At 47.3% G+C, this 25,628-nt stretch carries 11 protein-coding genes; 2 read left to right on the forward strand and 9 right to left on the reverse strand.

Features of this window, described 5'->3' with window-relative positions:
- Window position 1: 1 nt before the first annotated feature.
- The 9 genes from J7E26_RS14860 to J7E26_RS14900 form a co-directional block, all read right to left on the reverse strand.
- Window positions 2-14,965 (reverse strand): non-ribosomal peptide synthetase, encoded by a 14,964-nt coding sequence (locus J7E26_RS14860; protein WP_214799149.1) that lies wholly within the window; start codon window positions 14,963-14,965, stop codon window positions 2-4.
- 38 nt (window positions 14,966-15,003) lie between these two features.
- Complete coding sequence (locus tag J7E26_RS14865; RefSeq protein ID WP_214799152.1) at window positions 15,004-15,753, reverse strand: polyketide synthase; 750 nt, start codon at window positions 15,751-15,753, stop codon at window positions 15,004-15,006.
- Between the two features lie 9 nt (window positions 15,754-15,762).
- Window positions 15,763-16,536: an enoyl-CoA hydratase/isomerase gene (locus tag J7E26_RS14870; RefSeq protein ID WP_214799153.1), complete on the reverse strand. Its 774-nt coding sequence runs from the start codon at window positions 16,534-16,536 to the stop codon at window positions 15,763-15,765.
- Window positions 16,533-17,795 carry a hydroxymethylglutaryl-CoA synthase family protein gene (locus J7E26_RS14875; protein WP_214799155.1) on the reverse strand — a complete coding sequence of 421 codons (1,263 nt, stop codon included), beginning with the start codon at window positions 17,793-17,795 and terminating at the stop codon, window positions 16,533-16,535. The genes J7E26_RS14870 and J7E26_RS14875 overlap by 4 nt, the downstream gene beginning before the upstream one ends.
- A 53-nt stretch (window positions 17,796-17,848) precedes the next feature.
- Window positions 17,849-18,097: an acyl carrier protein gene (locus J7E26_RS14880; protein WP_214799157.1), complete on the reverse strand. Its 249-nt coding sequence runs from the start codon at window positions 18,095-18,097 to the stop codon at window positions 17,849-17,851.
- 68 nt (window positions 18,098-18,165) lie between these two features.
- Window positions 18,166-20,406: an ACP S-malonyltransferase gene (fabD, locus tag J7E26_RS14885; RefSeq protein WP_214799159.1), complete on the reverse strand. Its 2,241-nt coding sequence runs from the start codon at window positions 20,404-20,406 to the stop codon at window positions 18,166-18,168.
- A 1-nt stretch (window position 20,407) separates the two neighbouring features.
- Window positions 20,408-21,382: an acyltransferase domain-containing protein gene (locus J7E26_RS14890; RefSeq protein WP_214799161.1), complete on the reverse strand. Its 975-nt coding sequence runs from the start codon at window positions 21,380-21,382 to the stop codon at window positions 20,408-20,410.
- A gap of 136 nt (window positions 21,383-21,518) precedes the next feature.
- The gene (gene fabD, locus J7E26_RS14895; protein WP_214799163.1) at window positions 21,519-22,388 is read right to left on the reverse strand and encodes an ACP S-malonyltransferase; all 870 of its coding nucleotides are present in this window, start codon (window positions 22,386-22,388) and stop codon (window positions 21,519-21,521) included.
- Window positions 22,389-22,723: 335 nt separating this feature from the next.
- Window positions 22,724-23,401: an MBL fold metallo-hydrolase gene (locus tag J7E26_RS14900; RefSeq protein WP_214799905.1), complete on the reverse strand. Its 678-nt coding sequence runs from the start codon at window positions 23,399-23,401 to the stop codon at window positions 22,724-22,726.
- Between the two features lie 553 nt (window positions 23,402-23,954).
- On the opposite strand from J7E26_RS14900, the gene J7E26_RS14905 reads away from it, so the two are divergent.
- Together J7E26_RS14905 and J7E26_RS14910 are read left to right on the forward strand one after the other, a co-directional pair.
- Window positions 23,955-24,302, forward strand: coding sequence for an Ig-like domain-containing protein (locus tag J7E26_RS14905; RefSeq protein WP_214799166.1), 348 nt, complete (start codon window positions 23,955-23,957; stop codon window positions 24,300-24,302).
- A 544-nt stretch (window positions 24,303-24,846) separates the two neighbouring features.
- Entirely contained in the window at window positions 24,847-25,380 is a 534-nt protein-coding gene (locus J7E26_RS14910) for a hypothetical protein (protein ID WP_214799168.1), read from the forward strand.
- Window positions 25,381-25,628: the final 248 nt, after the last annotated feature.

Here is a 25,628-nt window from a genome sequence, read left to right on the forward strand (position 1 = left end):
GTTAAACCTCCACTTCATAGGTATCCCAGATGTTTGCCGCAGTTTTCTCTTTTATTTGCTCACGGCTGTCCGGCGAAATCAGCCGCTTTTTTAATACAGGCGGCGTCAAAGGCTGGCGCTTGACCTTGCGTTCTCCGTTTTCCTGCCACGCTTCAATAATGATGTGGGCGTTTGTTCCGCCGTCGGCAAAGCAGTTTATCCCTGCTGCCGGGATGGATGACGGCCACTCCGTCAGAGCGCGGCTGAATATGATATTGGCCTTTTCTCTATCAAAATGTGCATGTTCTTGTTCGCCGGATAAAAACGGCACGAAGCTGCGCTCTTTCAGCATGAGAACGACTTTAATGAAGCTTGCAATGCCTTCCGCGCATAGCGGATGCCCGATATTCGGCTTCACAGAGCCGATTCCGAGCGGACCGGCGTCTTGAGGCCGATAGACTGATTGAATGGCTTTCAGTTCTAAAAGATCGGTTACGACTGTCCCGGAACCGTTTGCTTCGATATAGCTTATATCTTCCGGCTGTTTGCCGCTTTTAGCGAGAGCAGCCTTCATGACGGCTTTTTGGGCATCCAGGCTTGGCGTAGCCGGTCCTGCCGTTCTTCCGTCGTTATTGACGGAAGCCGCCTTCACTACGGCATAAATGGAATCCCCGTCCTTGAGCGCCTGTTTCACCGTTTTTAACAGAACCATTCCGACGCCCTCGCCAAGCACGACTCCATCGGCACGTTCATCAAAAACATGGAAGGCAGAAGCTTCGCTTAAAATACCGCGCTGATCAAACAGCTTATGGGTTTCTTCAGATTCGAACAGGCTCACGCCGCCCACAACGGCTGCTTTAATTTCTCCGGTTAAAAGGGCTTGAACGGCCATATTCATGCCGACTAAAGCAGAGGAACAAGCCGTATCCAGCACAAGACTCGGGCCGCGCATGTCAAAATACTGAGACAGGTTGGCCGCTAAATAGTTTTGGCCCACCGCGACAATCGGATTTTTCGCATCCAAGAGATTCTCTTCACCCGGTTTATGACGGCTTCGTCCGCCGAGGTAAACGCCGATCGGCTCCCCTTTTATTTCCTCCGGTGTATATCCCGCGTGATACCACAGATTCAGGCACTCTTCTAACGCAGCCAAAGCTTGCGGGTCCATCGCCTTTACATCCTCTTCAGGAAGTAAAAAGAATTCAGGGTCAAACTCACGAATGCCGTCAAGCACTCCTGCGTAATAAGGGGTCTCTGAGCCCCAGCGCTCCGGCGGAACCGGACGGATTGACGAACGGCCTTCCGCAAGAATCGACCAGTACGCCTCTAAAGTGTCTGCCCCCGGAAAGCGGCACGACATGCCGACTACCGCAATATCCTCACCGTGCGGTCCTCCGTCAAACGATTCTTCTTGCAATGCAGCGGCTGGTTTTTCACCTTCCCGCTCAGCCTGTGCTTTAGAAGCAGGCTCCGGCGTCTCCATCTTAAACAAGCCTGACAAAGACTCGGCATAGCCTTCAATAAGCCAGACGGCGAAGCTTTGAATCGTCGGGTATTCATAAAGAATCGACGGGTCCAGTGACGCTTCGAGGCTCCGGTTAATCCGCTGCAAAAGCTGCGCGAGAATGATGGAATCCACACCGTAATCTTGGAATAATACGTCTGTCTCAAGCTGATCTTGATCAATCCGAAGCTCTTGAGAAAATAACTCTGTCAGCCAAGCTTCTGTTTTCTTCGCTAATCGTGCGTGATCTTCGGCAGGATCGGCGATTTTTCCCGCCGGTTTTTGATCCGCCGGACTCTTTTCGTGCACAACCTGTTTGCTGCGGCGCATGAATTGTTCCGGTTTCCAAAGCTCTGGATTTGAAACGGCCGGCAGTACCGCTCCCCGGATTGACCGGGCTAAAATGCCGTCTAAAAGCTGTAATCCTTCTGCATTCGTAATGCTGTACAAGCCGCTGTCTTTATAAGCTTTGTTTGTCACTTCGCCCATCCCGGTTTCTTTCCAGTTCGGCCATTGAATACTGACAATCGGCGACAGCTCGCGGAATGCATTCGCAAAGTAATCCATATACGCATTCGCCATGGCATAATCAGCTTGGCCTGCCGAAAGCGCCGGAATTGCCGCTGAAACGGATGAAAACAGAACGAAAAACTTCAGCGGCTCGCCGCTAAACACGTTGTATAACGCCTGAAGCCCGTCTATTTTCGGTTCAAGCACGCGCTGTATATCTTCATCGGTTTTTCTGATAAACGCCAGCGTCTCTTTATCGGTCACACCCGCACAATGGATGACGCCTCCGATCGGTCCGAGCGTCTGTTTAATATGGTTCAGTTCTTGTTTTAACACTGCTTCATCCGCTAAAGGGACGGACAATACGTGTACTTTTACGCCTTTTGCTTCCAATTCAAGCACGGCTTGAATTTTCTCCCTTACAGAAGCGGGGGCCCCTTTCAAGCCGCCCGTCCACTCATTTCGCGGCGGCAGCGTCTCACGGCCTGTGAGCACGAGCTTTTTCACTCCGTAATGTTCGGTAAAATGGCGGGCGCATAACAGTCCGATTCCCCGTGTGCCGCCGGTAATGAACAGCACATGATCTTCAGGAAAATCTGTCCGACGCTCTTCATGTAAATCGTGATTTTCAGAGGCTTTTAATACGGCGCGGTACCTCATGCCGTCCCTCCAGCAAATCTCGGCATCATCAGAGCGGACATTAAATTCATCCGCGATTTGTTTCGCGACCTGCGAACTCTTCAGAGACGCTTCAAGATCGAGGTGTCTCGATACGAGGTGGCTGTACTCGCATGCAAGCATCCGGTACAGGCCGGCCCGTCCTGCCCCTGTTGTTTGAGCTGCTCCTTTAATTCCTAACGACTCCAACTCTTTCGTTACGCAAAGCAGTGTAATACCGTCTTTACGGCCATGCTCAATCAGCTTTTGGAGCCACTTCATTCCAATCATGTCTCCATGGTCTTCTTTCGCTGCGCCGAGAAGATCGATGACTCCGGCAAAACTTTTCCAATCATATTCAGCAGACAGTTCTTCCGTACCGATAATCCTGTGATTCGGAAAATGCGCTGAAACTTCTTCTGCCAGATTCATCGTTTCCCGGTCAGCAAAAATCGCGACGGGACTTGTGCTTGGTTCCCGATATTCTGCGGGACTCAGCTCCCATTGTTTCGTCAGCACGCTCTTTGAACGTTTCTCTATATGAGGCTGATGCTTTTTGTTATGTTCAGGCAGCCAATACGTGTCTTTTGCAAACGGATAGGATGGAAGACTGATCAAACGCGGCCTGTTGTCATCATACAGACGGTTCCAATTGATCACGCCGCCTTTTACCCATACCTCTGCCAGCTTGGCGTATTTTCTTTTTCTGATCCAGGCATCGATGACGATGTCCATATCTTCGTCGGCCGTAAACAGGGCAAACGTCTCTTTATTGCGAGACTGGCCGGTGTAAAGCCCTTGAGCGTCTTGTTGATTCTCCGTGAAAGCGTACAGCTTCGTTTCCAGCTCCGACATCGTTGCTGCGAGAAATGCCAAGCGTTCTTCCATTTCATCCCTTCCGGTTTGCAGCGTATAAGCGATAGCGGCCAAATCCTTATCGGTATATGGCTTTTTGTGAATCTCCTCCAGCAGCTGTACTGCCTGTTCGTGAAGTTTTGCTTTTGATTTGGCAGACAGGAGGATAATCGCCGGATTGTCCGGGTTTACTTTATGCACTGAATGACCCGCTTCTTCCGGAATATACTCTTCAATGACAATATGGGCGTTGACGCCGCCAATACCGAATGAGCTGACTCCGGCGCGGCGCGGAATGATTTTTCCGTTTTTGTCCGTTAAAGCCTTCCATTCCTGATTTTCCTGCACGATATAAAAAGGACTGTCTTTCAGCTGGATATAAGGATTGATCGTTTCTGCATGCAGGCTCTTGACCAATGTTTTATGCTTCATTTGCAAAAGCACTTTCATAACACCCGAAATTCCCGCGGCCAGCTCTAAGTGGCCGATATTGCTTTTGACTGAGCCGATGCCGCAGCGATGATCGGCAGCCTCAGACTCTTCATTTGTTTTTGACAGCTCTTGAAACGCCGCCTTTAAACCGTTTATTTCAATCGGATCGCCCAATTCGGTTCCCGTTCCGTGCGCTTCAATATAAGTGACGGTGCTCGGGTCAACTTCCGCTTTCCGGTAGGCATTCACCAATAAATCAGCCTGCTGTTTCGGATTCGGCGATGTTAATGTGTTGGCCCGCCCTCCGTGATTTTCCGCCGTGCCGCGGATAATGCCGTAAATCGGATTGCCGTCCCGTTCGGCATCAGCCAGTTTTTTCAGCATGATCATCCCGGCGCCTTCTCCTCTGACATATCCGTTGGCATCTTTAGAGAAAGTTTTGCATTTTCCGTCTTTACTGAGCATGCCCGCTTTGCTGTAGCTGATGTGCGCTTCCTCGGTCAAAATCGTGTTGATCCCGCCGGCGATTGCCATGTCACACTCTCCGTTTTGCATAGCGGAAACCGCGCGGTGAATCGCCACAAGCGAGCTTGAGCACGCCGTTTCAACCGGCTCGCTCGGACCGTGAAGATTTAATAAATAGCTTAAGCGGTTCGGCCCTACTGAAGGAATCATGCTGCCTGTCGCCGCATGGCCTTCCAGCGGCAGTCCGGCTCTTGTGAATAAATCTTTATATCCGGTATTTCCCGTCCCGATAAAGACACCCGTATTTGTGCCGGAAAGGCTCTCCGGTTTACATCCCGCATCTTCTATCGCACCCCAGGCAAAGGTCAATAATAACCGCTGCTGCGGGTCCAAATACTGAGCTTCCCGCGGTGAGATGCCAAAGAACAGCGGGTCAAATTCAGCGATGCCGTCAATAAATCCGCCCCACCTGATATTCGTTTTATTTTCTTCAAGATTCGGGTCGCCATCAAACGCCTCCCAATCCCAGCGGCCTTTCGGAATCGTTGTGATGCAGTCTTTCCCTTCTTTCAGATTGCCCCAAAATTCATCAACATCCTTCGCGCCGGGGAATCGGCCGCTGATGCCGACAATGGCAACCGGTTCAAAACGAGGTTTCGTAAGTTTCGGTGTTTCTGCCTTGGCGGTAATAACCGATGCGAAACGTTTTCTTTTTGCCGCTTTCGGCTTTTGGGCTTCCGGGTGCTCTTGTACTGAAACCTCTTTCGGCTTCGTCTCGGCAAATCGGCCGTGATACTCTTTTGCCAAATGCCCGGCAAGGCTGTTGATCGTTCCGTATTCAAAGAAGATCGTCGGTGCAAGCTCAAGCTGATGCGTTTCATTAATCCGGTTTGTAAAGACGGTGAAGGAGACTGAATCAAAACCGTATTCACTCAGCTCTGTATCAATATCAATGTCCTCACGGTCAACTTTTAAAATCTCGCTTACCATGCCTGTCAAAGAGGTATGAAGCGCTTGACGGGGTTTGCCGTCTTCCGGATCTCTTACCGCAGAAGAAAGCTCTGCTTTCACTTCATCCGTCAAATATTCTGCTAAGCTGCGGATGGTTCCGTATTCAAAGAAAATCGTCGGCGCAAGCTCAAGCTGATGCGCTTCATTTAATTGATTTGTAAAGACAGTGAAAGAAACTGAATCAAAACCGTATTCGCTCAGCTCTGTATCAATATCAATGTCCTCACGGCTGACTTTTAAGATCGAACTTACCATTTGAGTCAGCGGATCATGCCAGTTGCTTTCTGAAACGGCAGATGCCGCCGTATGTTTCTCCTCTGGCGATTCAGGTTCAGAAACGGGTAGGAATGTCTGTTTCAATTTTGCCGCCATCCCTTCCGCTGCAAAAAGATGAGGCTTCGTGTGAGCCATTCCTTCATAAAATGCGGCTAAGCCGGTCTCCGTTTGAAGCGGAACCATTCCGAAGGTTTTAGCCATCATCTGTTCAGTCTCAGCTCCGGCCTGCATCCCGCCTTCTTTCCACAGCGGCCAGTTAAAGGAAATCGTTTTTCCGTGCCGCAAGCCGACAGCTGCCAATGAATCTCTGTAAGCGGCATATGCATCCATAAATGCATTGCCGGCGGCGTAATCTGCCTGGCCGATATTGCCGAGGCTTCCGGAAACAGAGGAGAAGAGAACAAAAAAGTCGAGCTCGCAGTCTTTGCTGGCTTCATCTAAATAAGCAGCGCCTAATACTTTAGGAGCCAGAACTTCTTGGAATTCCTGACTCGTTTTTTGGATCAGAAAACGGTCTTTTATGACTCCCGCACCGTGAATGATTCCGTTCAGCTTCCCGAACTGACTCATTATCTCTTGAATGAGCGCTTCGTTCGCCTGCCGATCAGCAGCATCGAGCTTTTTATACACGACATTGGCGCCCGCTTGTTGAAGCATGCTGATCTCACGCTGCTTTTCTTCGTTTACATCTGAGCGGCCGGTCAGAATGAGTCTCGGCTGTTTCACACGATTTGTGATTTCTTTTGCGAACATAAGACCTAAGCTTCCGGTGCCTCCGGTAATCAAATACACGCCTTCGTCCTTCCAGACGGCGTCGGTTTCAAGTGCCGGCTGTATTTCTTTCCAAGCCTTCACATATCGTTTTTCTCCTTTGTAACGAATATGTTTATCTTGAGGTCTTTGGCTGTCGTTTTTCAGCTTTTGGGCTATAGCAGGCATTTCTTCTATCGCTGATATTTCAATAAGCTGACACGTCAGTTTTCCGTATTCCAATTCTGCTGTTTTTAAGAGGCCTGACAAGCCGGCAAACAATTGCTGGCTGCCGTCAGCGGAAATAACGGTTTGAATCAGAATGCGCCCTTTTCGTTTTTCGCCCATCATCTGCTGAATCCGCTCAGCGATAGTTTGCGCGTACGTTTGGAAGCGCTCAGCCGCCGTTTTGCCCGCACCATCGAGCATCAGTAAGCCGGCGTCTTTCAAGCCGGAAGCAATATCTCCGTTTGCATGACGTGCTTCTTCACAAAGAATGACCAAATGCTCGTCAGCGTGTAAACCGGATGCCTGAGACAGCTCCGCTTCTTTCCAGACTGGCTCAAACATGATTTTTTCAGAAACGGAAGACGTTTGAATGGATTCTGTATCTCCCTCAAGCACTCTCGTTGAAAAACCTCTCATTTTGACGCAAACCGCCCCTGTATCGTCGAACAGGTCAATATCTGCTTTCTGAACGGGATCTCCGCTTTGGTATCCTTCACTAAAACGGGCATGGGCCCACATATTCGGCGTACATCGTTTCACGACTTCAAGGTGTTCAAGCGCAAACGGCAAAATCAGCTTGTGCCCGGCAAACTCCTGCATAATGCAGATCGTCGCTGTCTGGACGGCTGAATCAATCATGCTCGGATGGAGTGTAAATTGTCCGCCCGTATGAGAAACGGAAGACGGCAGCTGTAATTCGGCCAGCACTTCTTTTTCGCCGATAAAGGCTGCCTTAATGCCTTGGAAAGCCTTGCCGTGGAACATTCCCCTGCTTCTGCCTTCTTGATAAAAGGCGGCCGGTTCAAGCTTGTCCGCTGCACATCTGCTTTGTAAAGCGGCAAGGTCCGCCTTAGGATGTTTATCAGCTTTGATGATTTCCGCACGCCCTTGGCTGTGCAGCACTTCTTCGTTTTCATTTACACTGTATATGTCATATGAAATGATTCCGTCTTCTTCAGGAAACAGCGCAATATGCACTTGCCGCTGTTGTTCATGGACAACAATCGGTTTCAGCCACACTGTATGACGCAGCGTGATTCTTTCATCATCTTCTAATAAACCTCCCAGCGCCCGTTTTACGGCTTCATATGCCATTTCCATATACGCCGCTCCCGGAAGCACAGCTTTTTCTCTGACCACATGATCTGTCAGGAAAAATTCTGAACCTGTAAACAGTGAACTGAATCGCTGCTGGGACAAATCAGATGTATTTTGATGCACGAGCGGATGTAAAGCCGAGATTCCGGCTTGTGCTGCCGGTGTTTTCCGCTCTGCTTTTTTCGGCCAATACGGTTCCTTCGCAAAAGGATATACCGGCATGCTTATGCGGTTAGGATGTTTATCTTTATAGAGCTTATGCCAATTGATATCGACGCCTTTACTCCACATCTCAGCCAGCTTGTTTCCTTTTCCTTTCGCCAGCCATTTCTCAATGAGTTCAGCGCTGTCATCATCATCAGAAAGCCATGCGATGTCTTTCGCCTGCTGTTTTTCTCCCCTGAAGCAGCCTTTAATGGACGGCTTATCGTTTACAAAGTCGCCAAGCTGCTGCGTCAGCTCCGCAATGCTGCTTGTGATAAAGACTGCCCGCTGCTCCATCGCTTCCCTTCCGATTTGGAATGTGTAGGCGGCATCAGCGAGATCAGCATCCGTCGTCTCATTCGTTTGTAAGAAAGCTAAAAGCTGCCTTGCGTACTCTTTGAGCCGCTCTTTCTTTCTGGCCGACATCGGAATAATGAAAGGGCCTTTCCAGTCTTCTTGCCGGGAGGATGGCTGATATTGTTCAAAAATCGCATGCGTGTTTGTTCCGCCGAGACCGAACGAACTTAACGCCATGCGGTGTGTGTTGATCTCCCGGCTTAATGCTTTCTTTTCTTCCACGACGTAAAATGAAGAGTTTTCTAAATCAAGGTTCGGGTTCGGTTCTTTGTAATTGATGCTCGGTGCAAGCTCTTGATGATATAAGCTCATCACAACCTTGATACATCCGGCCATTCCCGCCGCCGTGTCCAAATGACCAACGTTTGTTTTTACCGAACCGATTCCGCAAAATTGTTTTTGATCTGTATATTGTCCGTAAACCGATCCCAGTGCCGACAGCTCAATCGGGTCACCGAGTTTTGTGCCTGTGCCATGAGCTTCGACATAACTGACGGTTTCAGGATTAATGCCCGTTTGATCGATGACCTTCTGAATGACTTCAGCCTGTCCTTTGACGCTCGGAGCGTAAAAACCAACCTTGTCAGCACCGTCATTATTGACGCCGATTCCGCGCAACAGCGCATAAATATGATCTCCGTCCCTTACAGCGTCCGCAGCATTTTTCAACAGCACGGCTGCGGCTCCTTCACCGCCCATCATTCCGTCAGCAGACGCATCGAAGGCCTTAATATGGCCGTCGCTTGAAAAATTCAGTCCCGGCTGATGCACGTACCCGGCATTTGCTTCAGTATGAAGGGTCGCACCGCCGACAAGCGCGTACTTTGATTCGCCGGATTGTAAGCTTTTGTATGCCGAATGCAAACCGATTAAGGAAGACGAGCAGTTGGCATGAACAAAATAGCTCGGCCCTTTCAGCCCAAGTTTATGAGAAATCATCGTCGGAATCGTGCCGCTTTGGGCAAGCACCCATGACACATAGCCATCAGGCGTTTCCAGCTGTTCTGTCGTCTCCGCCGGCAATAGATTGCGGTAAGAATTATTGCTTGCCGACATATAGACGCTTGTTTCAGGAATTTCTTTTGAGACATAGCCTGCATCCTCAATCGCTTTCCAAGAATGAAGCAAAAGCATCCTCAGCTGCGGGTCCATAAATTCGGCATCTTTTGGAGAAAAGCCGAAGAAACCGGGATCAAACATCTCTTTTCCGTCTATAGCTGATTTCGCCGCGACGAAGCCGGGATGATCAGCAAGCTCTTCTGAAACGCCGAAACGGCGAAGCTCTTCTTTCGTAAAAAATGCGATGCTTTCCTTGCCTTCTTTGAGGTTATCCCAAAATTCAAAATGATTTTCAGCTCCGGGAAACTCACAGGAAATACCGATAACCGCGACACTGTCCTCGTAATAATCAGGAAGATCATGAGACGGCCTTTTCCGGGAATCTGACCGCGTTTTTTTGTGCGGTACAGCTGAGAGAGCAGCTTCTTTTGGTTTTTGATCTGCTATATACCGGCTGATTCCTTTAACCGTCGCATATTCAAAAAGCTCTGTCACGCTGAATTCACAATGCAGTTCCTGTGTAATCCGATCAGCCGCGGTGACGGCAAGAAGCGAATCTCCGCCGGCGTCAAAAAAGCGGTCATCAGGCTCAATTTCACTGTTTTTCAGGACATCCCGCCAAATCGCAAGCACTGTATGCTGAATATCTGATGAAGAGACAGCTTTCGTTTCTGCCGGATTTTCCGTCAGGCCACGCCGCGCAAGCCGCTTGCGGTCTACTTTTCCGTTTGGCGTGAGCGGAAGCTCTTCAAGCCGGATAAAATAAGCTGGCACCATATAAGCAGGCAGCGCTTTTTTCAAATGATTCCGCAATTCCTTTGCTGAAAGAAGCGATTTCCCGTTTTGTGCGATATAATAAGCCGCCAGCCGTTCACTTCCGGTGTGACTGTTGACCACAACCACGCTCTCCTGCACGTCCGGATGGGCATTCAGCTTACTCTCAATATCCCCCAGTTCAATCCGGTAGCCGCGGATTTTCACTTGGCTGTCCATCCGTCCCATATATTCGATGCGGCCGTCAGGAAGCCAGCGCGCCATATCCCCTGTTTTGTAAAGCTTTGAATCACGCTCCAATTCATGATTGACGAAGGCTTTCTCCGTCAGCTCCGGCTTATTAAAATAGCCTCTTGCCAGTCCGTCTCCTGCAATGCAGAGCTCTCCGGACACCCCCGGAGGAACAGGCTTAAGCTGAGAATCCAATATATAAATCCGGGTGTTGGCGATCGGGCGGCCGATCGTAAGCGCGCTTTCACTTTCAGATATGCGCTGAACCGCGGACCAGATCGTCGTCTCCGTCGGACCGAACATATTCCAAGCCTCACTGCCGGTATTGAGAAACTGCTGCTTCAATTGTTCAGAAAGCGCTTCGCCGCCGCAAAGAATTTTCATTCGTTCTTCATTTGTCCAGCCGGAATGAAAGAGCATTTTCCACGTAAACGGAGTCGCCTGCATGATCGTCGGTTTATACTCCTTTATCAGCTCTTTCAGCTTCTTGGCGTCTTTTGTATCTTCTGTTTTACAAATGTTGCACTCTGCTCCTTTAATTAAAGGAAGGTACAGCTCTAAAGCAGCGATATCAAAGCAGTACGTCGTCACGGCAAGCAGCTTATCTTCTGATGAAAGACCCGGCTCTTGTGCCATGGAAGTCAAAAAGTTTGTCAGCGCACGGTGCGGGATCATTACGCCTTTTGGCTTACCCGTGCTGCCTGACGTGTAAATCACGTATGCCAAATCGTCAGGTGTCACCAAGCGTTTCAGCGCCGTTCTTTCTGCTACCGTCCGTTCTATTTCATGCCAATCGCGATCAACCGCTACGGCCTGAACGCTGCTCCAGTTTAATGAATCCTGCAAATCAGCCGTCGTCAGCGCCATCGTAATCCCGCTGTCGGCAATCATATATTCCAGTCTGTCTGCTGGATAGGAAGGGTCGAGCGGCACGTATGCCCCTCCGGCTTTTAAAATGCCGAGAAGGCCGACAGCCATTTCTAATGAACGATCTGTATAAATACCGATGAGACCGTCAGGCACTGCGCCGTGCGCCTGCAAAAAGAGCGCCAGCTTCGTACTCTTCTCATCAAGCTCGCGGTACGTCAGTGTTTCCTTTTCATACACGACCGCACAGGCGTCCGGCGTTTTTGCCGCCTGCCGTTCAAACAGTTCATGGAAGCATACATCGGGATACTCGCGGCTTGTCTCATTCCACGTATGAAGGATCAGCTCCTCCTCTTCTTTAGGAAGCAGGGAAATGTCCCCCAGCGGCAGGTCCGCCTGCCCCGTCAATGATTCAGCTGCATGGACAAATTGGTCAAAAAGCCTGGAAACACCAGCTTCGTCAAATAACTCTGTGCTGTATTTCATCGTGAGATCCATGCCTGATTTCTCTTCCCACAATTCAAACACAAGGTCGTATTCGCCTTCTTGATGAATGTCTTTTACAAATTCGCAAGAAAACTCTTCATATTGATCAAGCATAGATTGATAGCTTGTATTTTGCAGGAAGTTTTGATAGAAAAAGGCCGTAGTGAAAATAGGCGACCCGATTTGCTGCGGCTTCACATTGACATCCCGCACCATTTTCGGAAACGGATAAAACGAGTGATCGAGCCCGTCAAGGACGGTATCCTGCACCTTTTTCACCAACTGTGCGAACGGCTCTTTTCGATTCACTCTGTTTCGGATCGGAAGCATGTTGAGAAAATGGCCGATTACCCCATCAAAACGCTCTTCCGGTCTGACCATGGCCGGCATGCCTACCACAATGTCTTCCTTATCCGTATATTTGCTTAACAGCACCATATAGCAGCTCAGCAAAACGGTTGACAGATTAGTTGAATGAGCCTTAGCAAATGATGTCAATCCGTGCAGCAGCCGATCCGGGAGGCGGCGTGTATACGTATCTTCTGCAAGCTCCGGTGCCATTTGGCTTGTGCGCATTGACGGAAGCTGAAGATCCGGCAATGTTCCTCCGAGCTGTTCTTTCCAGTAGGAACGGGAGGCTTTGCTTTCTTCGCCCGCCAAGTACCGCTTTTCCCATGCCGCAAAATCATAGTGCGTGACTGAGGAAACAGATTGATCATCTTCTTTCCCCTGCAGCAGCGCCTGATAGTGATCAAGCAGACTATGAATAAATGTAATGGAAGAAACGCCGTCAAAGATGATATGATGGATCACCGTAAGTAAGAAATGCTCCGTATCCGATTTTGAAAACAGCTGTACGCGAAGTAACGGGCCGGATTCCTTTACGAACGGCTCTTTCACTTTTTTTCTGATAAAAGCGGGTATATCTGACTCTTTTACTTCGGAAATGTCTACCTCCGATAAACCAAAGGGATACTGTGCTTCCATTAAATAAAAATCGCCGTTTGTTTCTTTCACAACACGCTTTAACATCGGGTGCTGTTCTAATACAAGCTGAAAAGCCTGCTTTAGTTTCTCTTTGTCTATTACTGATATGAATCGGAAACAGAGCGGAACATGATAAGCAGATGATTCAGGCGACATTTTTTGCAGGGTCCACAGCCCTTTTTGAACCTCAGAAAGAGGAAGCGCCGTTTGTTTTTTCTCTGTTTCCACAGACGGTGCAGGCTGCGCCGGATTAAGCTGATCAGGCGCTTTTTCAGCTGTATAGGCCGCTAATGCGCCAATCGTCGGATGCTGGTGCAGCTCCCTCGCCGTAAGCCTGATATGATACGTTTTTTCAATCGATCTGGCGAGTCTCATCATTTTTATGGAGTTTACTCCAAGACTTTGAAACGGAGTATCTGCGTCGATAAGCTCATCTGCTATTTCAAGTTCATTTTTCAATAAGCGGATACATTCATTTTGAATCTCTTTTTCTGCTGCAGCAGATTCAGAGATGTCCGCACCTTGTCTCTTTTTATGTAAAGAATCAAATTGTCCTTGTTCGAAAGACGTTTTCAGCTGGGTGCGCTGGATTTTTCCGATCGCCGTTTTCGGAATGTCTTCTTTTGCCACCGGCAATAAATAGTCAGGTGTGACGCCGACTTTCTGTGTCACATGCTGATGAATGGTTTGGAGCAGCTTGGCCATGCGGTTGTCATCCAATTGAACGGACGTGACAAAGAAGATCGCCAGCTTGTCTGTCGTGCTTTGATTCGGCCGGACGGCGCATGCGGCTGTAAATGACGTTTCAATTTCCGGTAATTCCTCAACAGCCGATTCAATCGCGTGGCTGTAGAAGTTCACGCCGTTAATGATGATGGCATCTTTTGTACGGCCCGTTATCGTCAGGCGGCCTTCACGCAAGAAGCCGAGGTCTCCCGTTTCAAACCAGCCGTCTTCTGTGAAGACACTCTCATTTAAATCCGGGCGCTCATAGTAGCCGCTCGTAACAGTCAGTCCCGACACTTGAAACCGGCCGATTTCTCCTTCTTCCACTACTTGATTCCGCTCATCCGTAATCCTCATATTAAATCCCGGGATCGGAAGCCCGATCTCGACGAAACGGTCTTCGTCGCTCGTGTTTGCCCGTGTAAACTCGTCTGAGAAAATCACGCCTGAAGATGTTTCAGACATTCCCCATGCGGGCCGGATCGCATTAGCGGGCAGGCCGTGCGGCTCGAGCAGCTCCATGATTCTGCGCCCGACTTTTGCAACCGCGGCCTCCCCGCCATTGAGCATGTAACGCATTGAGGATAAGTCCCAATTCCGGGTTTGAATGTCTTCTGCAAAGTCTGCAAGAAGACCGAAAGCAAAATTGGGCGCCCACGTAACGGAAGCGCGGTAATGATCAATCAAATCGAGCCATTTCAAAGGGTCCATCAAAATAGACTCACTTGGTATATTGATTTCTTTACACCCAAGGTAAACATCGCGCAGGTGGAGCATTCCGATGCCGCCGACATGGTCAAAAGGCATCCAGTTAAATGTGACGTCATCACTTGTATAGCCCTGCATTTGAATATTTCCTTTCACCATGCACACGATGTTTTCATGACTGAGCATAACGGCTTTCGGCGTGCCCGTGCTCCCTGAGGTTAACAGCAGCATCGCCAAGTCTTTCGGACGGGGATGGTGCCAGTCTGTTACCATATCTGCCGCTGACAGATCTTCCGCGGCTAAAGCACAGAACCCGGCAAGTTTCTGCTCCATCGCCCATTCTGTCATTTCCGGCAGCATCTCCCGGCTTGTGATGACAAACGGCTTATTCAAAAGCGTCCAGGCGTCTTTCAGTTTTTGAGTGCCGCTGTTCATTTCCGTATAAGCCGGTGCGGCTGCAAGCGGCACCGGAATGGCACCCGCTAAAACACAGCCCCAAAAAGCGGGGATGAGCTGAGAATTGTCGCTGAGCTGCAAAATTACTTCATCTGCAGCTTTCACTCCTGATTGCCGGAGCCCTTTTACAATTGAAAGAGCGATTTTTCTCAGACCGCTGTACGTCTGATATACTTCAGTACCGTCAGGCTGGATATAAGTGATTCCCTTTGTGTCTCCCGCCGCCGCGGCAGTTTTATGCAGAACTTCAGGAATCGTCATCGGCTGATCCGCAGAGAGCCGCAATGGTTTTCCATAACTGACAGATGGTTTGAGTAACCCGCTTTCATTCATATCCCTTTTCATAGAGCTGCCTCCATTTCATCTGTATGTATAATGTATTTTTACACTCCGTACATGGTCGTGATCCGTTTTTTCACTTCTTCATCATGAAAGGTTTTGTCATGCATGATTAATTCTTTTTCAATAACGGCAGGCAGCTGCTCGCGAAACGGCGCCACTAAGTGTTTTTTCAATGTGATTAAAGAGTTTCGCGGCTTTTCCGCAAGCTCACGGGCCAATTCCTTCGCATGGCTTAATACCTGCCGGCGCGGCAGCACCGGAAAAGGAACTCCCCTTTTCTCCAATTCACCGCCTCGGTAATGGCCGCCGTTCATCAGCATCTCATGCCCAAGGCTGAAGCCGAGCTTCTGAGGAACGATAAATGTAGCGCCCATTCCTGGGGTAAACCCGTATTTCATAAAGTTTGCGGTATACACACTTTCTCTGCTTAAAATGACAAAATCAGCAAACAGCCCCATGACAAACCCGCCGCCGATTCCATGGCCCTGCATAGCGGCAACGACGGGAATATCGCATTCCAGCGCCAAAGAGTACATGCGGTCTTCTGTAAACTTCGTAATGCCCTGCTGAATCCTGAGCAGACCTTCCTGCGTGCCTCCTGAAGCAAAGTAATTATCATATCCGGTTAAAATAACGGCTTTATAGGCTGAAGATGCCTGTATCCGTTCAAACGCCTTCATTAATCCATCTGTCAGCTCTTGTGAAAAGGCGTTTTTGTGGGCTCTGTCTTGCATCGTCACTTGGACAATATCCGGTTCGATCTCAAGCAGTTCAACTGCAGCGTGCGGCATGATATCCTCCTAACTGTTTTCATTCTCCCATGGTAACCGGCCCGTTTCTGCGTAACGGATAATGGCCGCTTGATTATCCCGGTCTGAAAACATAGCTTGGTTTTCCGCTAAAGCGATTGATTTAGAGCGATGAACAAGGTCATTCAGCGAGTCCATGTATTGTTTGTAGCGGATGACGGCCTTTTTCGACAGCAGGCGGAGGCGAAGCAAATGCTTTCTCAGCTCCGCGCCGCTTTCCGGGCTGCAAACATCCGCAAGCCCCCATTCCTGTGCCTGCCGGACGGAAACGGGTTTCGTCATGATTGTCATATAATGCGCCTTTTGGAACCCGATCCGCTGAATCAAAAACGGCAGAACACACGCGGGAAAAAGTCCGAACAACAGTTCAGATAAGCTGAATGAAGCGGACTCGTCTGCAATGACAATATCGCTGGCGGCAGCAAAGCCAACTCCTCCGGCATTTACTTTTCCGCGGACGTGGGCGATTGTAATGTACGGCCCCGACTTTAATGCCAGCCATAAACGGTACAGCGGTTCCTGCGTCTCCGCATGCTGAATCCCCTGCCTCATCTTCTGATACATCTCGCCGAAATCTGCCCCAAAACAAAACACCTCAGGCAGCCCTTCAAGCACTACGACGGTAACCGATGCCTCGCATTCAGAAAGAACATGCAGGCATTCTTCCACTAAACGGTCATTAATCGTATTATTGGCTTCAGGGCGGTAAAAGGTAATGAAGCAGACATTTTGCTGAAAGCGGACTTGTATCGTGTCATAGGTCACAGCAGCCACCTGTATTTCCGATGGAATTCGCTGATTTCTTCTAAATATAAACGCGGGCTTCCTTTGTGATGGTCTGAGATGCCCGGGATCATGTTCATATCCAGCTTTACATTACGGGTGCCGAACTTCACCATGCCGCTTTCTTTAAATAATTCTTCATACTCTTCCATTGACAGCCGATACCTATTGTTCAGATGCTCTTCTATTCCAAATGACCGCTGCCGTATTTGTCCCTCAGGCGTAACGATGCCGCTGTAAAATTCCGAGCAGCAGCCTGATCCGTAAGAGAAACAGCCGATCCGTTTTGAGGTTTCAAATGTCCCCTGGTCGATGGTGCTTGCCAGCGCCAAAAGGACGGCGGCTCCCATAATATTTCCGACTCTTTGACAATAGCGTAATCCCGGCTCTACCCTGCTTTGGAAATCCTGTTCAATCTCAGCGCTTTTCGCTTTCGCAAGCTTGCGCATCATCGTACGGTGCGCTCCTTTTACCATGCCGCCAAACGGTGTATGATAGGCCAAATAGTGAAACGTATCCTTGTAATCGGCAAGAGGCACACGGTTTTTGTACTCCCGAAACGTCTGTTCACAGCAATCGAGATAGGACATCAGTGACAGGTCCGCATCGCCCGCTTCACTGTCAGGAATCGGGCGGCACGTATCCATAACTTCATAGCCGTAGTAGCCGTTTGCACCCGCATCCGCCTGAAAAACGATCGGATTTTCGCCTACCAATAAGGCAACCGCACCCGCTCCGGCACTCGGTTCTGCATAAGACCAATCCTCGCTTAACGCATCACCGCCTTCGGCAATTAAGAACCGGGAAATATCAGTCGCAACGACAAGCGCTTTGGCTCCCGGGGATGTTTGAGACAAAATAAAGTTGAGCGCCATCTGAAAACCCGCCGTTCCCGAATAACAGGCTTGCTTCAGTTCAAATAAACGGCAGTTCCGATTCAGGCCTAAGTGATCATGGATATATGTACTGAGTGATTTTCCGAAGTCAATGCCCGACTCCGAGCAGGTAATCAGCAGTTCAATCCGGTCTTTTTCAGCCTCTGTCAAGCGATCAATAATCGGCTTTGCCGCATTTACACCGAATGTAACGGGATCTTCGTACGGAAGCGCCACCGCTTTTTCTTTCATCAATAAATTTTCAAATCTGGCAGGGTCTAAATTTCTGTATGCCGCCAGCTGCATGACATCGAGATAAGCTGTACCGCCAAACACATTGATTGCTTCTATTCCGGCCGCAGCCATGATCTTCGCCTCCACATATGTATTAAATTCCCGTTTTTCGTTCGTTTTTTAAATCAGACAGCCTGTACTTTTTCATACAGCTTTTCTGCTAATTCGCCGATATTCGTAACTCCCGTCAGCTCAACGCGGGGGATATGCAGCGATAAACCCTCCAGCATCATCGTAATAATCTCAGCCCGGTCAACGGAATCCGCCCCTAAATCAGCCAAGCGGTCTTCAAATGAAAGCTCCCGGCCTTCTAATTCAGGCAAAACCTCATATATATTGCGTTTCAGCATTTCAAAAATTCTCTCTTTATTCATTGACATTTCCTCCTAGTCCTCTTTCGTTTTATGAATTTTCCATGTTTTCAATCTATCATTTCGTCTTGTCAACACATTTCCAGAAACGCGCTTATTTTTTTATTTAAAAGCGAGGCTGTCTCTTCCATAAGACGGCAGCCGATTTCACCGACGCGGCGGTTTCTCCATGATTCCAGTTCCGTTCCTTTAACCCATTGGTTAAATGCGCCCAATGCCGGTCCGCAATGAATTTGGTAATCCACCTTAGCTTCGGGGTCTCCTTTAATCGCTAAAGAAGAACTCTGCCTGAAGTAACATTTGAATACGAGCGCCATTTTATGTTTCGGGTTCCGCTCAGCCTTTAACAATTCTTCATTTGAAAGACGTGCCTTCACTTCTTCGTACACGTCTCTTATGCTGCGCTTGAAATATTTTTGTTCAATTTGGGTGAGTGTTCTTTCGTCGATTTCCTCAAGCGAGCTGTAACGCTGGTATAATTCATGCAGCTTGCCGGCTCGGGTCGGGAAGAACAGCCCTTTCTTTAATACCTGCACCTTGCTGCCTGATTCAAACATATCCCCTGCGGGCGCGTAAGCTGTGTCTTGCACATTCATCTGCTGAAGCAGATCCTTTACCTTATCACTCGTTGCGGCTTCAACGGTGCATTGGTTGATCGAGCCGGTCACAATAAAGTCAGCCCCCAGCATAAATGCCGCCATCGCAGACTCCGGAGTCCCGATTCCGCCTGCCGCCCCGACCCGGATGGTTTTATCATATTGATATTTCTTCATCATTTCGTCCCGCAGCCGCAGCATCGCCGGCATGAGACTGTATGCGGAGCCCCCGTCTGTATGGCCGCCTGAGTCCGCTTCCACGCAGATGTCATGCGCAACCGGGATTTCCCGCATAAGGTCTGCTTCTTCAGCCGTAATTTTGTTTTCCGCCGCCAGTTTTTGAAGAAGATGTTCTGGAGCCGGACTTAAAAACGCTTCTGCTACCTCAGGCCGTGACAGCTTCGCAATGATACGATGGCGCGGAATTACCTTACCATCATTACCGCGCTTTAATCCGTTAGCGCGAAACCTTACTAAAGCAGCAGTAACCGTTAAAAATGCCGACGCCTCCAGATTTATGACCCCGTGTTTCAGTAAAAGGTCAATCATTTTTTCTTCTGAATCTGTATGCTTCATGCTGTGTACGACATTAATGCCGAAGGCGCCGCCGTACTGAAGTTCGTTTTGAATCGACAAAATGGCGTCCTCAGCCTGCGGGATGCTTAAACCGCCTGTTCCGAAAAAACCCATCATGCCTTTTTTGGCCAGTTTTACGACCATTTCCTTTGAAGCGATTCCCCGGTACATGCCGCCGGCCAGATAAGCGTATGTCAGCTGATAATCGCGTTTAAACTCTTCATTTCCTAATGACACCGCTGTAATGGCTGGCCGGGCGGTGACTGCGGGAGCTTTTGCTTCTTCTGTAATCGGCTCTGCTTCAGCTGTAATTCTCTGAATAAGTCCGGTCAGCACTTTTCCCGGGCCGATTTCCTCAAAGCTCATGCCTTTTCTGCCCATTAAAAAACGGATACTGTCTGTCCAGTTCACTGTGCCGCTGATTTGTTCCGCCAGCGTTTCCTTTATCCTTGCTTGTTCATACGGTCTTGCCGTGACATTTGAAATAACGGGGATCGACAGCGGATTAAAGTGAAGGGACTCAATAAAATGTGTAAACTCCTCCTTCGCTTCACGCATATATCTGGAATGAAAGGCTCCGCTGACATTTAAGCGATGGACCATTTTTACGCCTTTGACCGCTTCAAATACGGCTGCGGCTTTTTCTATATCTTCTTTATATCCGGAAATCACGATTTGCTGAGGTGTGTTGATGTTGGCGATATCTATCATATGTAATTGATATTCTCTTAAAACGTCTGTCACCTGCTGATGATTCAGGCCGATCACGGCTGCCATGCCGCCTCCTGATACACGGCTCATCAGCTCGCCTCTTTTTTTGACAAGCTGTAAGCCTTCCGCAAAATCAAATGCTCCCGATGCGTATAAAGCGTTGTACTCTCCTAAACTGTGTCCTGCCACAAAATCCGGTTTCAGACCGGTTTCCTCTGTCTTTTTCAAATAACAGAGAGCGTTGACGACATACAGCGCCGGCTGGGTGAACTGTGTCTGATGTAAACGTCCCCCATCCTGGCACAGTTCTTTCACCGAGTATCCGAGAATATGATCGGCCTTTGCAGTCAGCTCGGGATATTGATCAAATAAATCAGCCCCCATGCCTTTTTGCTGAGAACCTTGGCCGGGAAAAACAAAGGTAATCATCTCATTGCCTCCTTCCGGGCGATGATAAAATGATGTCTTCTATTTGCTGTAAATGGTTAATTTCTTTATGAAACGGCGTCATAATGGTGCGGATGCGCTCTGCCGAAACTGCGGGAAGCAGCTGTTTGGCAAACGCCGCCAAAGTTCCGGACGGTCCTGCATCAATATACATGCCTTGCTGGCGGCTTTCTGCATATTGAAGCGCTTCGCGAAATCGGATGGGCTTTCTTACTGCATCCCAGAAAAAATCTTTTTGGACGTCTGTTACGATGCCGCCCGACAGACTGGAAATATAGGGTATCGAAGGAGGCTGCATTGACTTCGTGTCTAAAAAACGCTTAAATGCACGCTCCGCCGGGTCGATCAGCGCTGAGTGAAATCCATACGAAACCGGTAAAAGCTGATGAGGAATCTGCTTTTCTCTCAGAAATTCCATCATCCCTCTTACCTTTTCCCGTTCTCCGGAGATGACAAAGTGAGAATGATAATTAACAGAAGCCAATTCACTCTGCTCATATAACACCGGAGATTCTTGATATAATTGCGGATCGCCCAGTATCGCCAGCATACTTCCTTTGCGGCATGTTTGTTCAACGATTCCTGCCTGTTCCAGTACGCAATCCAAGGCATCTTCGGGGCTCAGCACACCAGATACGGCAGCCGAGGCGTATTCTCCGAGGCTTGCCCCGATGACGAAATCAGGACGGATACCCTTTTTCTCCATCGCGTAAGCAAGTGCATACTCAGCCATAAAAATCGCAGGGTGAGTAAGAAGAATGCGGTCAAACGGATCAGACAGCCGCTTGGCCGAATGATAAACTTCTTTTATGACAGATAAACCGGTACGCCCCGCAGCAAAATCGTCCATATCCAGCATCTTTTCACGAAAAGCGGAGTTATGGTTAAACAGTTCTTTTCCCATCTGATAATATTGGGAGCCCTGTCCAGAAAACATGAAAACAATTGGCTGATTCATTTGTTCTCCTTTTAGCTGCTTATTTTTTTAAAATATTGATTTATGAGATTCATGATGTTGTGTGCAGATGAGGTGGTCATAATGATTTTTGACTTGCACATATTGTGAAAAGGTGGTGACTTTTTCCTAAGTGCCGCTAAACGGCGCCTGAAGGTTCAGTTTCTTTTTTGATGCGGTGAATGAGACCTGTCAGCACATGGCCCGGGCCTACTTCTTCGAATTCCATCCGTCCTTTGTTCATCAGGTAATGGATGCTTTCGTTCCACCGGACTGAATGGTCGATCTGATCGGCCAGAACCGAGTGGATTCCGTCTTGTTCATAAGGCCTGGCATGTACGTTCGAAATGACAGGAATTGATATAGCAGAAAAATGAAAAGACTGTAAAAATTTTTTGAACTCTTCTTTTGCTTCGCTCATATATCTGGAGTGAAAAGCGCCGCTCACGTTTAAAGGGTGAAACATCGTAACACTTTTTATTCCTTCAAACACAGCTTTCGCCCTTTCAATATCTTCTTTACGTCCAGAAATGACAACTTGATGAGGGGAATTGATATTGGCAATATCAACCGTATGTAATTCATGTGTTTGGAGTACGTCCGCGACCTGGCTTTCAGTTAAACCCATCACGGCGGCCATTTTTCCGTCGGTTGCCATACTCATTAATTCGCCTCTTTTGCGGACAAGCTGCAAGCCCGTGATAAAATCAAATGCTCCCGCTGCAAACAGCGCGTTATATTCTCCCAGACTGTGGCCCGCCGTATAATCGGGCTGAATGTTTGAATTTTGGATTTTTTTCAAATAGCTTAGCGCGTTGACAACGTATAAAGCAGGCTGAGTGAATTGTGTTTTGTGAAGGTTAGAATACGGATTTTCCAAACAAAGCCGTTTCATAGAGTATCCGAGCGTTTCATCAGCCTGCTCAGTCAATTCTTTAAACTCGTCAAAGAGTGAACTTCCCATTCCCTGTTTCTGAGAGCCCTGCCCCGGGAATAAGTATGTGATCATTTTCTCAGCCATCCTTTCTCGGATTCAGATAGAAAGCATGTTCATGTTGATAGTAACTTCACAAAAATACCATGTCAAGTTAATTTCTCCTACGGCCGCTCCTTCATAATGCCTAATTTCTTCAGGCCGGCAGCTGATTCAGGGCTTTCGAAACGGAAATAAGCAGAACGGCCTATTCGACACATTTCGCGCACAATCTCGCAAATCCCTGTTACTCGGCCAAATCCCGCCCAAAAACCGGTAACAATATATCATTTTCTTTATAGATTTTCTTTCAGATATAAGCAAAAACAGTCAAATAGAACTAAATTTCAAAAATACCCAATACCGACATGTTATTTAAAATCGAACAGTCCTTTTTGATTTTTTCTGTTGCGAAAATTCACGAAATGTTCCTTTTTATCAATTTGAAAATAAATATTATACTTCAGAAGTCGTTCCATCTTTTGGCCCGGCTCTTCTCCGAATGAATGCCCCGGGCACACCCGCACGTCAGGGGGAATGAGAGCTTTAATCCGCTGTATACTGTCAAACATATCGTCAGCAGAGCTCCCTCTGTCCTCACATATGCCGCAGCCTTCAATAAACACTGTATCCCCCGTAAAAAGATGGTCAGAAAGCAAATAACACATTCCGCCCGCCGTGTGTCCCGGGGTCAGTATACTTCTGATTATAAAGCCTCCCGCCGCAAAGGTCTGGCCGTCTTCGAGAGCTATTAAATTTCTGCACCGGAATTGATAAAAACTGATCTCTTCTGCCGACATGTACACATCAGAATGATAGATCTGCTGCAAAGGTTCGACTAGATTCACATGATCATAATGAGAATGAGTTAATAAAATAGCGGATAAATCAACATCCAATTCATATAACGTATTGGTAATTTTATCGATTTCCCACGACGGATCAACAACGATCGCAGATTTTCTGACACGATCCGCGATGATATAACAATAGTTGGACCACATCTGGTGAAATGTTTTGATTTGATGAACTTCATATGTATGATCCATTGTCACCATTCCTATTTGTAATATCCGGACATATAAATGAGTACCCGTCCGGCCTGCTGTTTCCACTTTATCAGATGGCACATTGATTTTCCATGGATTTTCCGGTAAAGATAAAAAACTGTTGAAATCAACAAAAAGCCCCAGCCGCAGGCTTTTCGGCAATTTGTTATCTTAATATATAAGGAAATAAGAATATTCATTTACCTGAATACTTTAGGGAATTTTATTCAGAAAATGAAGGAAGTTTTTGAGATTGAGATAGTGAGAAAAACGAAATGAAAAGTTACGACCGAAGAACCAGTAATTATGAACCATTACCATCGTAGCCTCACTTTATCAAAATGTTATAACGTTAATATTAGAATAGTATTTTTAACCGGTTGAAGTATGATGACATAACTTACCTTAAAGCCAAAGGAAACAGTTGTATAAGTTCCCCCGTATTGTTCTGCGTAAATCGTTCACAAATAATTAACAATTATTTACAAGGAAAAATATAGAAAATATCTAATACTTACTATGCAAGACAACAAACTTTAAGGAGTGTTTTAAAATGAATGTAAAGAAAACTGTAGTTTCAGCGCTTTCTATTTCGGCATTGGCCTTGGCGGTGGGCGGGGCAGCATCTGCAAAAGAAATAAACACATCTCCGGTTCCAAAAACAAATTCTATTGTTGTCTCAGGCCCGATTAAGGCTCAAGACTATTCCATCACATTAAAAGCAGGAGAAACACGAGACATTTCTAACCCAGTAGCCTATTACTATTCCTCTGATTCGAGCGGTGTAGCATCTGTAACACAGGGCGGAGTAGTTAAAGGCGTAAGCAAAGGCTCGGCTACTATTACTTTACTAAAGCAAGATAGGTCTGTTCTCGGGAAAGTATACGTCACTGTTCAATAACCATTAGTATTTTCCGCTGCCGCAAGAAGAAATGAAACTCTTCTTGCGGCTCAATGTTACAAAATCATCATTTACTTAAAGCTCCTTTTAGCACCCGCCTGTCCCCACAAGTTTTTTCGTAAAACCGCCGTATCATACAAACTGAGCAACAAAAAACGGACACTGAATTACACAGTGTCCGTACGCTTTTGTGTCATTATAAATCAAACAGGCGCCTCTACATCACGCGCTTAAACATCTTTTCCATCGTATGTGCTGTTATTTTTAGTTTTTTGACAATAAACCATGATTACTCAAAACATTGATATTTCAGAGCTTCTAATAGTTTTCTGGCTAAATATTTTTATTAAATTAGCATGGTTAGACATAAAATGTGGGCAAAATGTGGGCAATGAGAAAAGCGATACCTCAATGCTAAAAGAGCAGGGAAATAAATAAAGCGAACACACCTTCATTTATACAATACCATAAACCCTAATTCATGTAGATACCTTCTGTCCATTCCTTTAAAATGGTACCATCGACTAAATTTTAGGGGGAAGAAATGAAGAAATTAATCATTGCCTTTTTATTATTACTTCTTACGGGTTGTAATCATAACTCAGCCACTAAAGAGGATACTCAATCACCCGAGAAAGCCTTTTTAAAGGAGTTTACTTCTCGTTATAATGAATCAATAGATAGTCTAACTGAAATGGAGAATATGCCGACATTGCCAAAAAAGATTGATCTTGAGAGCGATATAAAAAAAGAAAACAATAAGGATACATATACTCAAATTGTTGCATCTGAAACCGACTCATCAGATAACGGTTTTCTCAATTACCAGCTCAATATAAACTATGATAAAAACAAAAACTTCACCGGATTTCATATGCAAGCTTTCGGAACAACTAAGGAATTACCAGTAAAGTCAATTGGGTGTGCGGTCATTCTTCTTGACAGCCTTGATCTTGATTATGAGAGAGCAGCCTCCTTTTTTGATGATAATAAATATGATGATGAGTGGACCGAGAATGGTTACAAAATTAAATTTAAGCGAACCCCTATTATAAATATAGCCTGTTTATATATCTAAGAAATAGTCTTAACTTTTTAATTTAAGGGAATGAAAGATATGCTGACTCAGAAAGGAAATATACCGTATTATACTTAACATGAGCTACCGGTGTAAAAGGCCAGTTAAAGAGAAAAACAGGAAAAAGCGAAATAGATTTACGTGCAGTTGTAAAAAGTCTCATGCGACAAGGAGAGGTTCCGTAAGACAAAATACAAAATTGCATCATCTAAAAAAGCCCAAACTCTAAAGGGACTGACCCCCTAGAA

The organism is Bacillus sp. ISL-51, assembly GCF_018613535.1.
In the GTDB taxonomy this organism is placed as follows: domain Bacteria; phylum Bacillota; class Bacilli; order Bacillales; family Bacillaceae; genus Bacillus.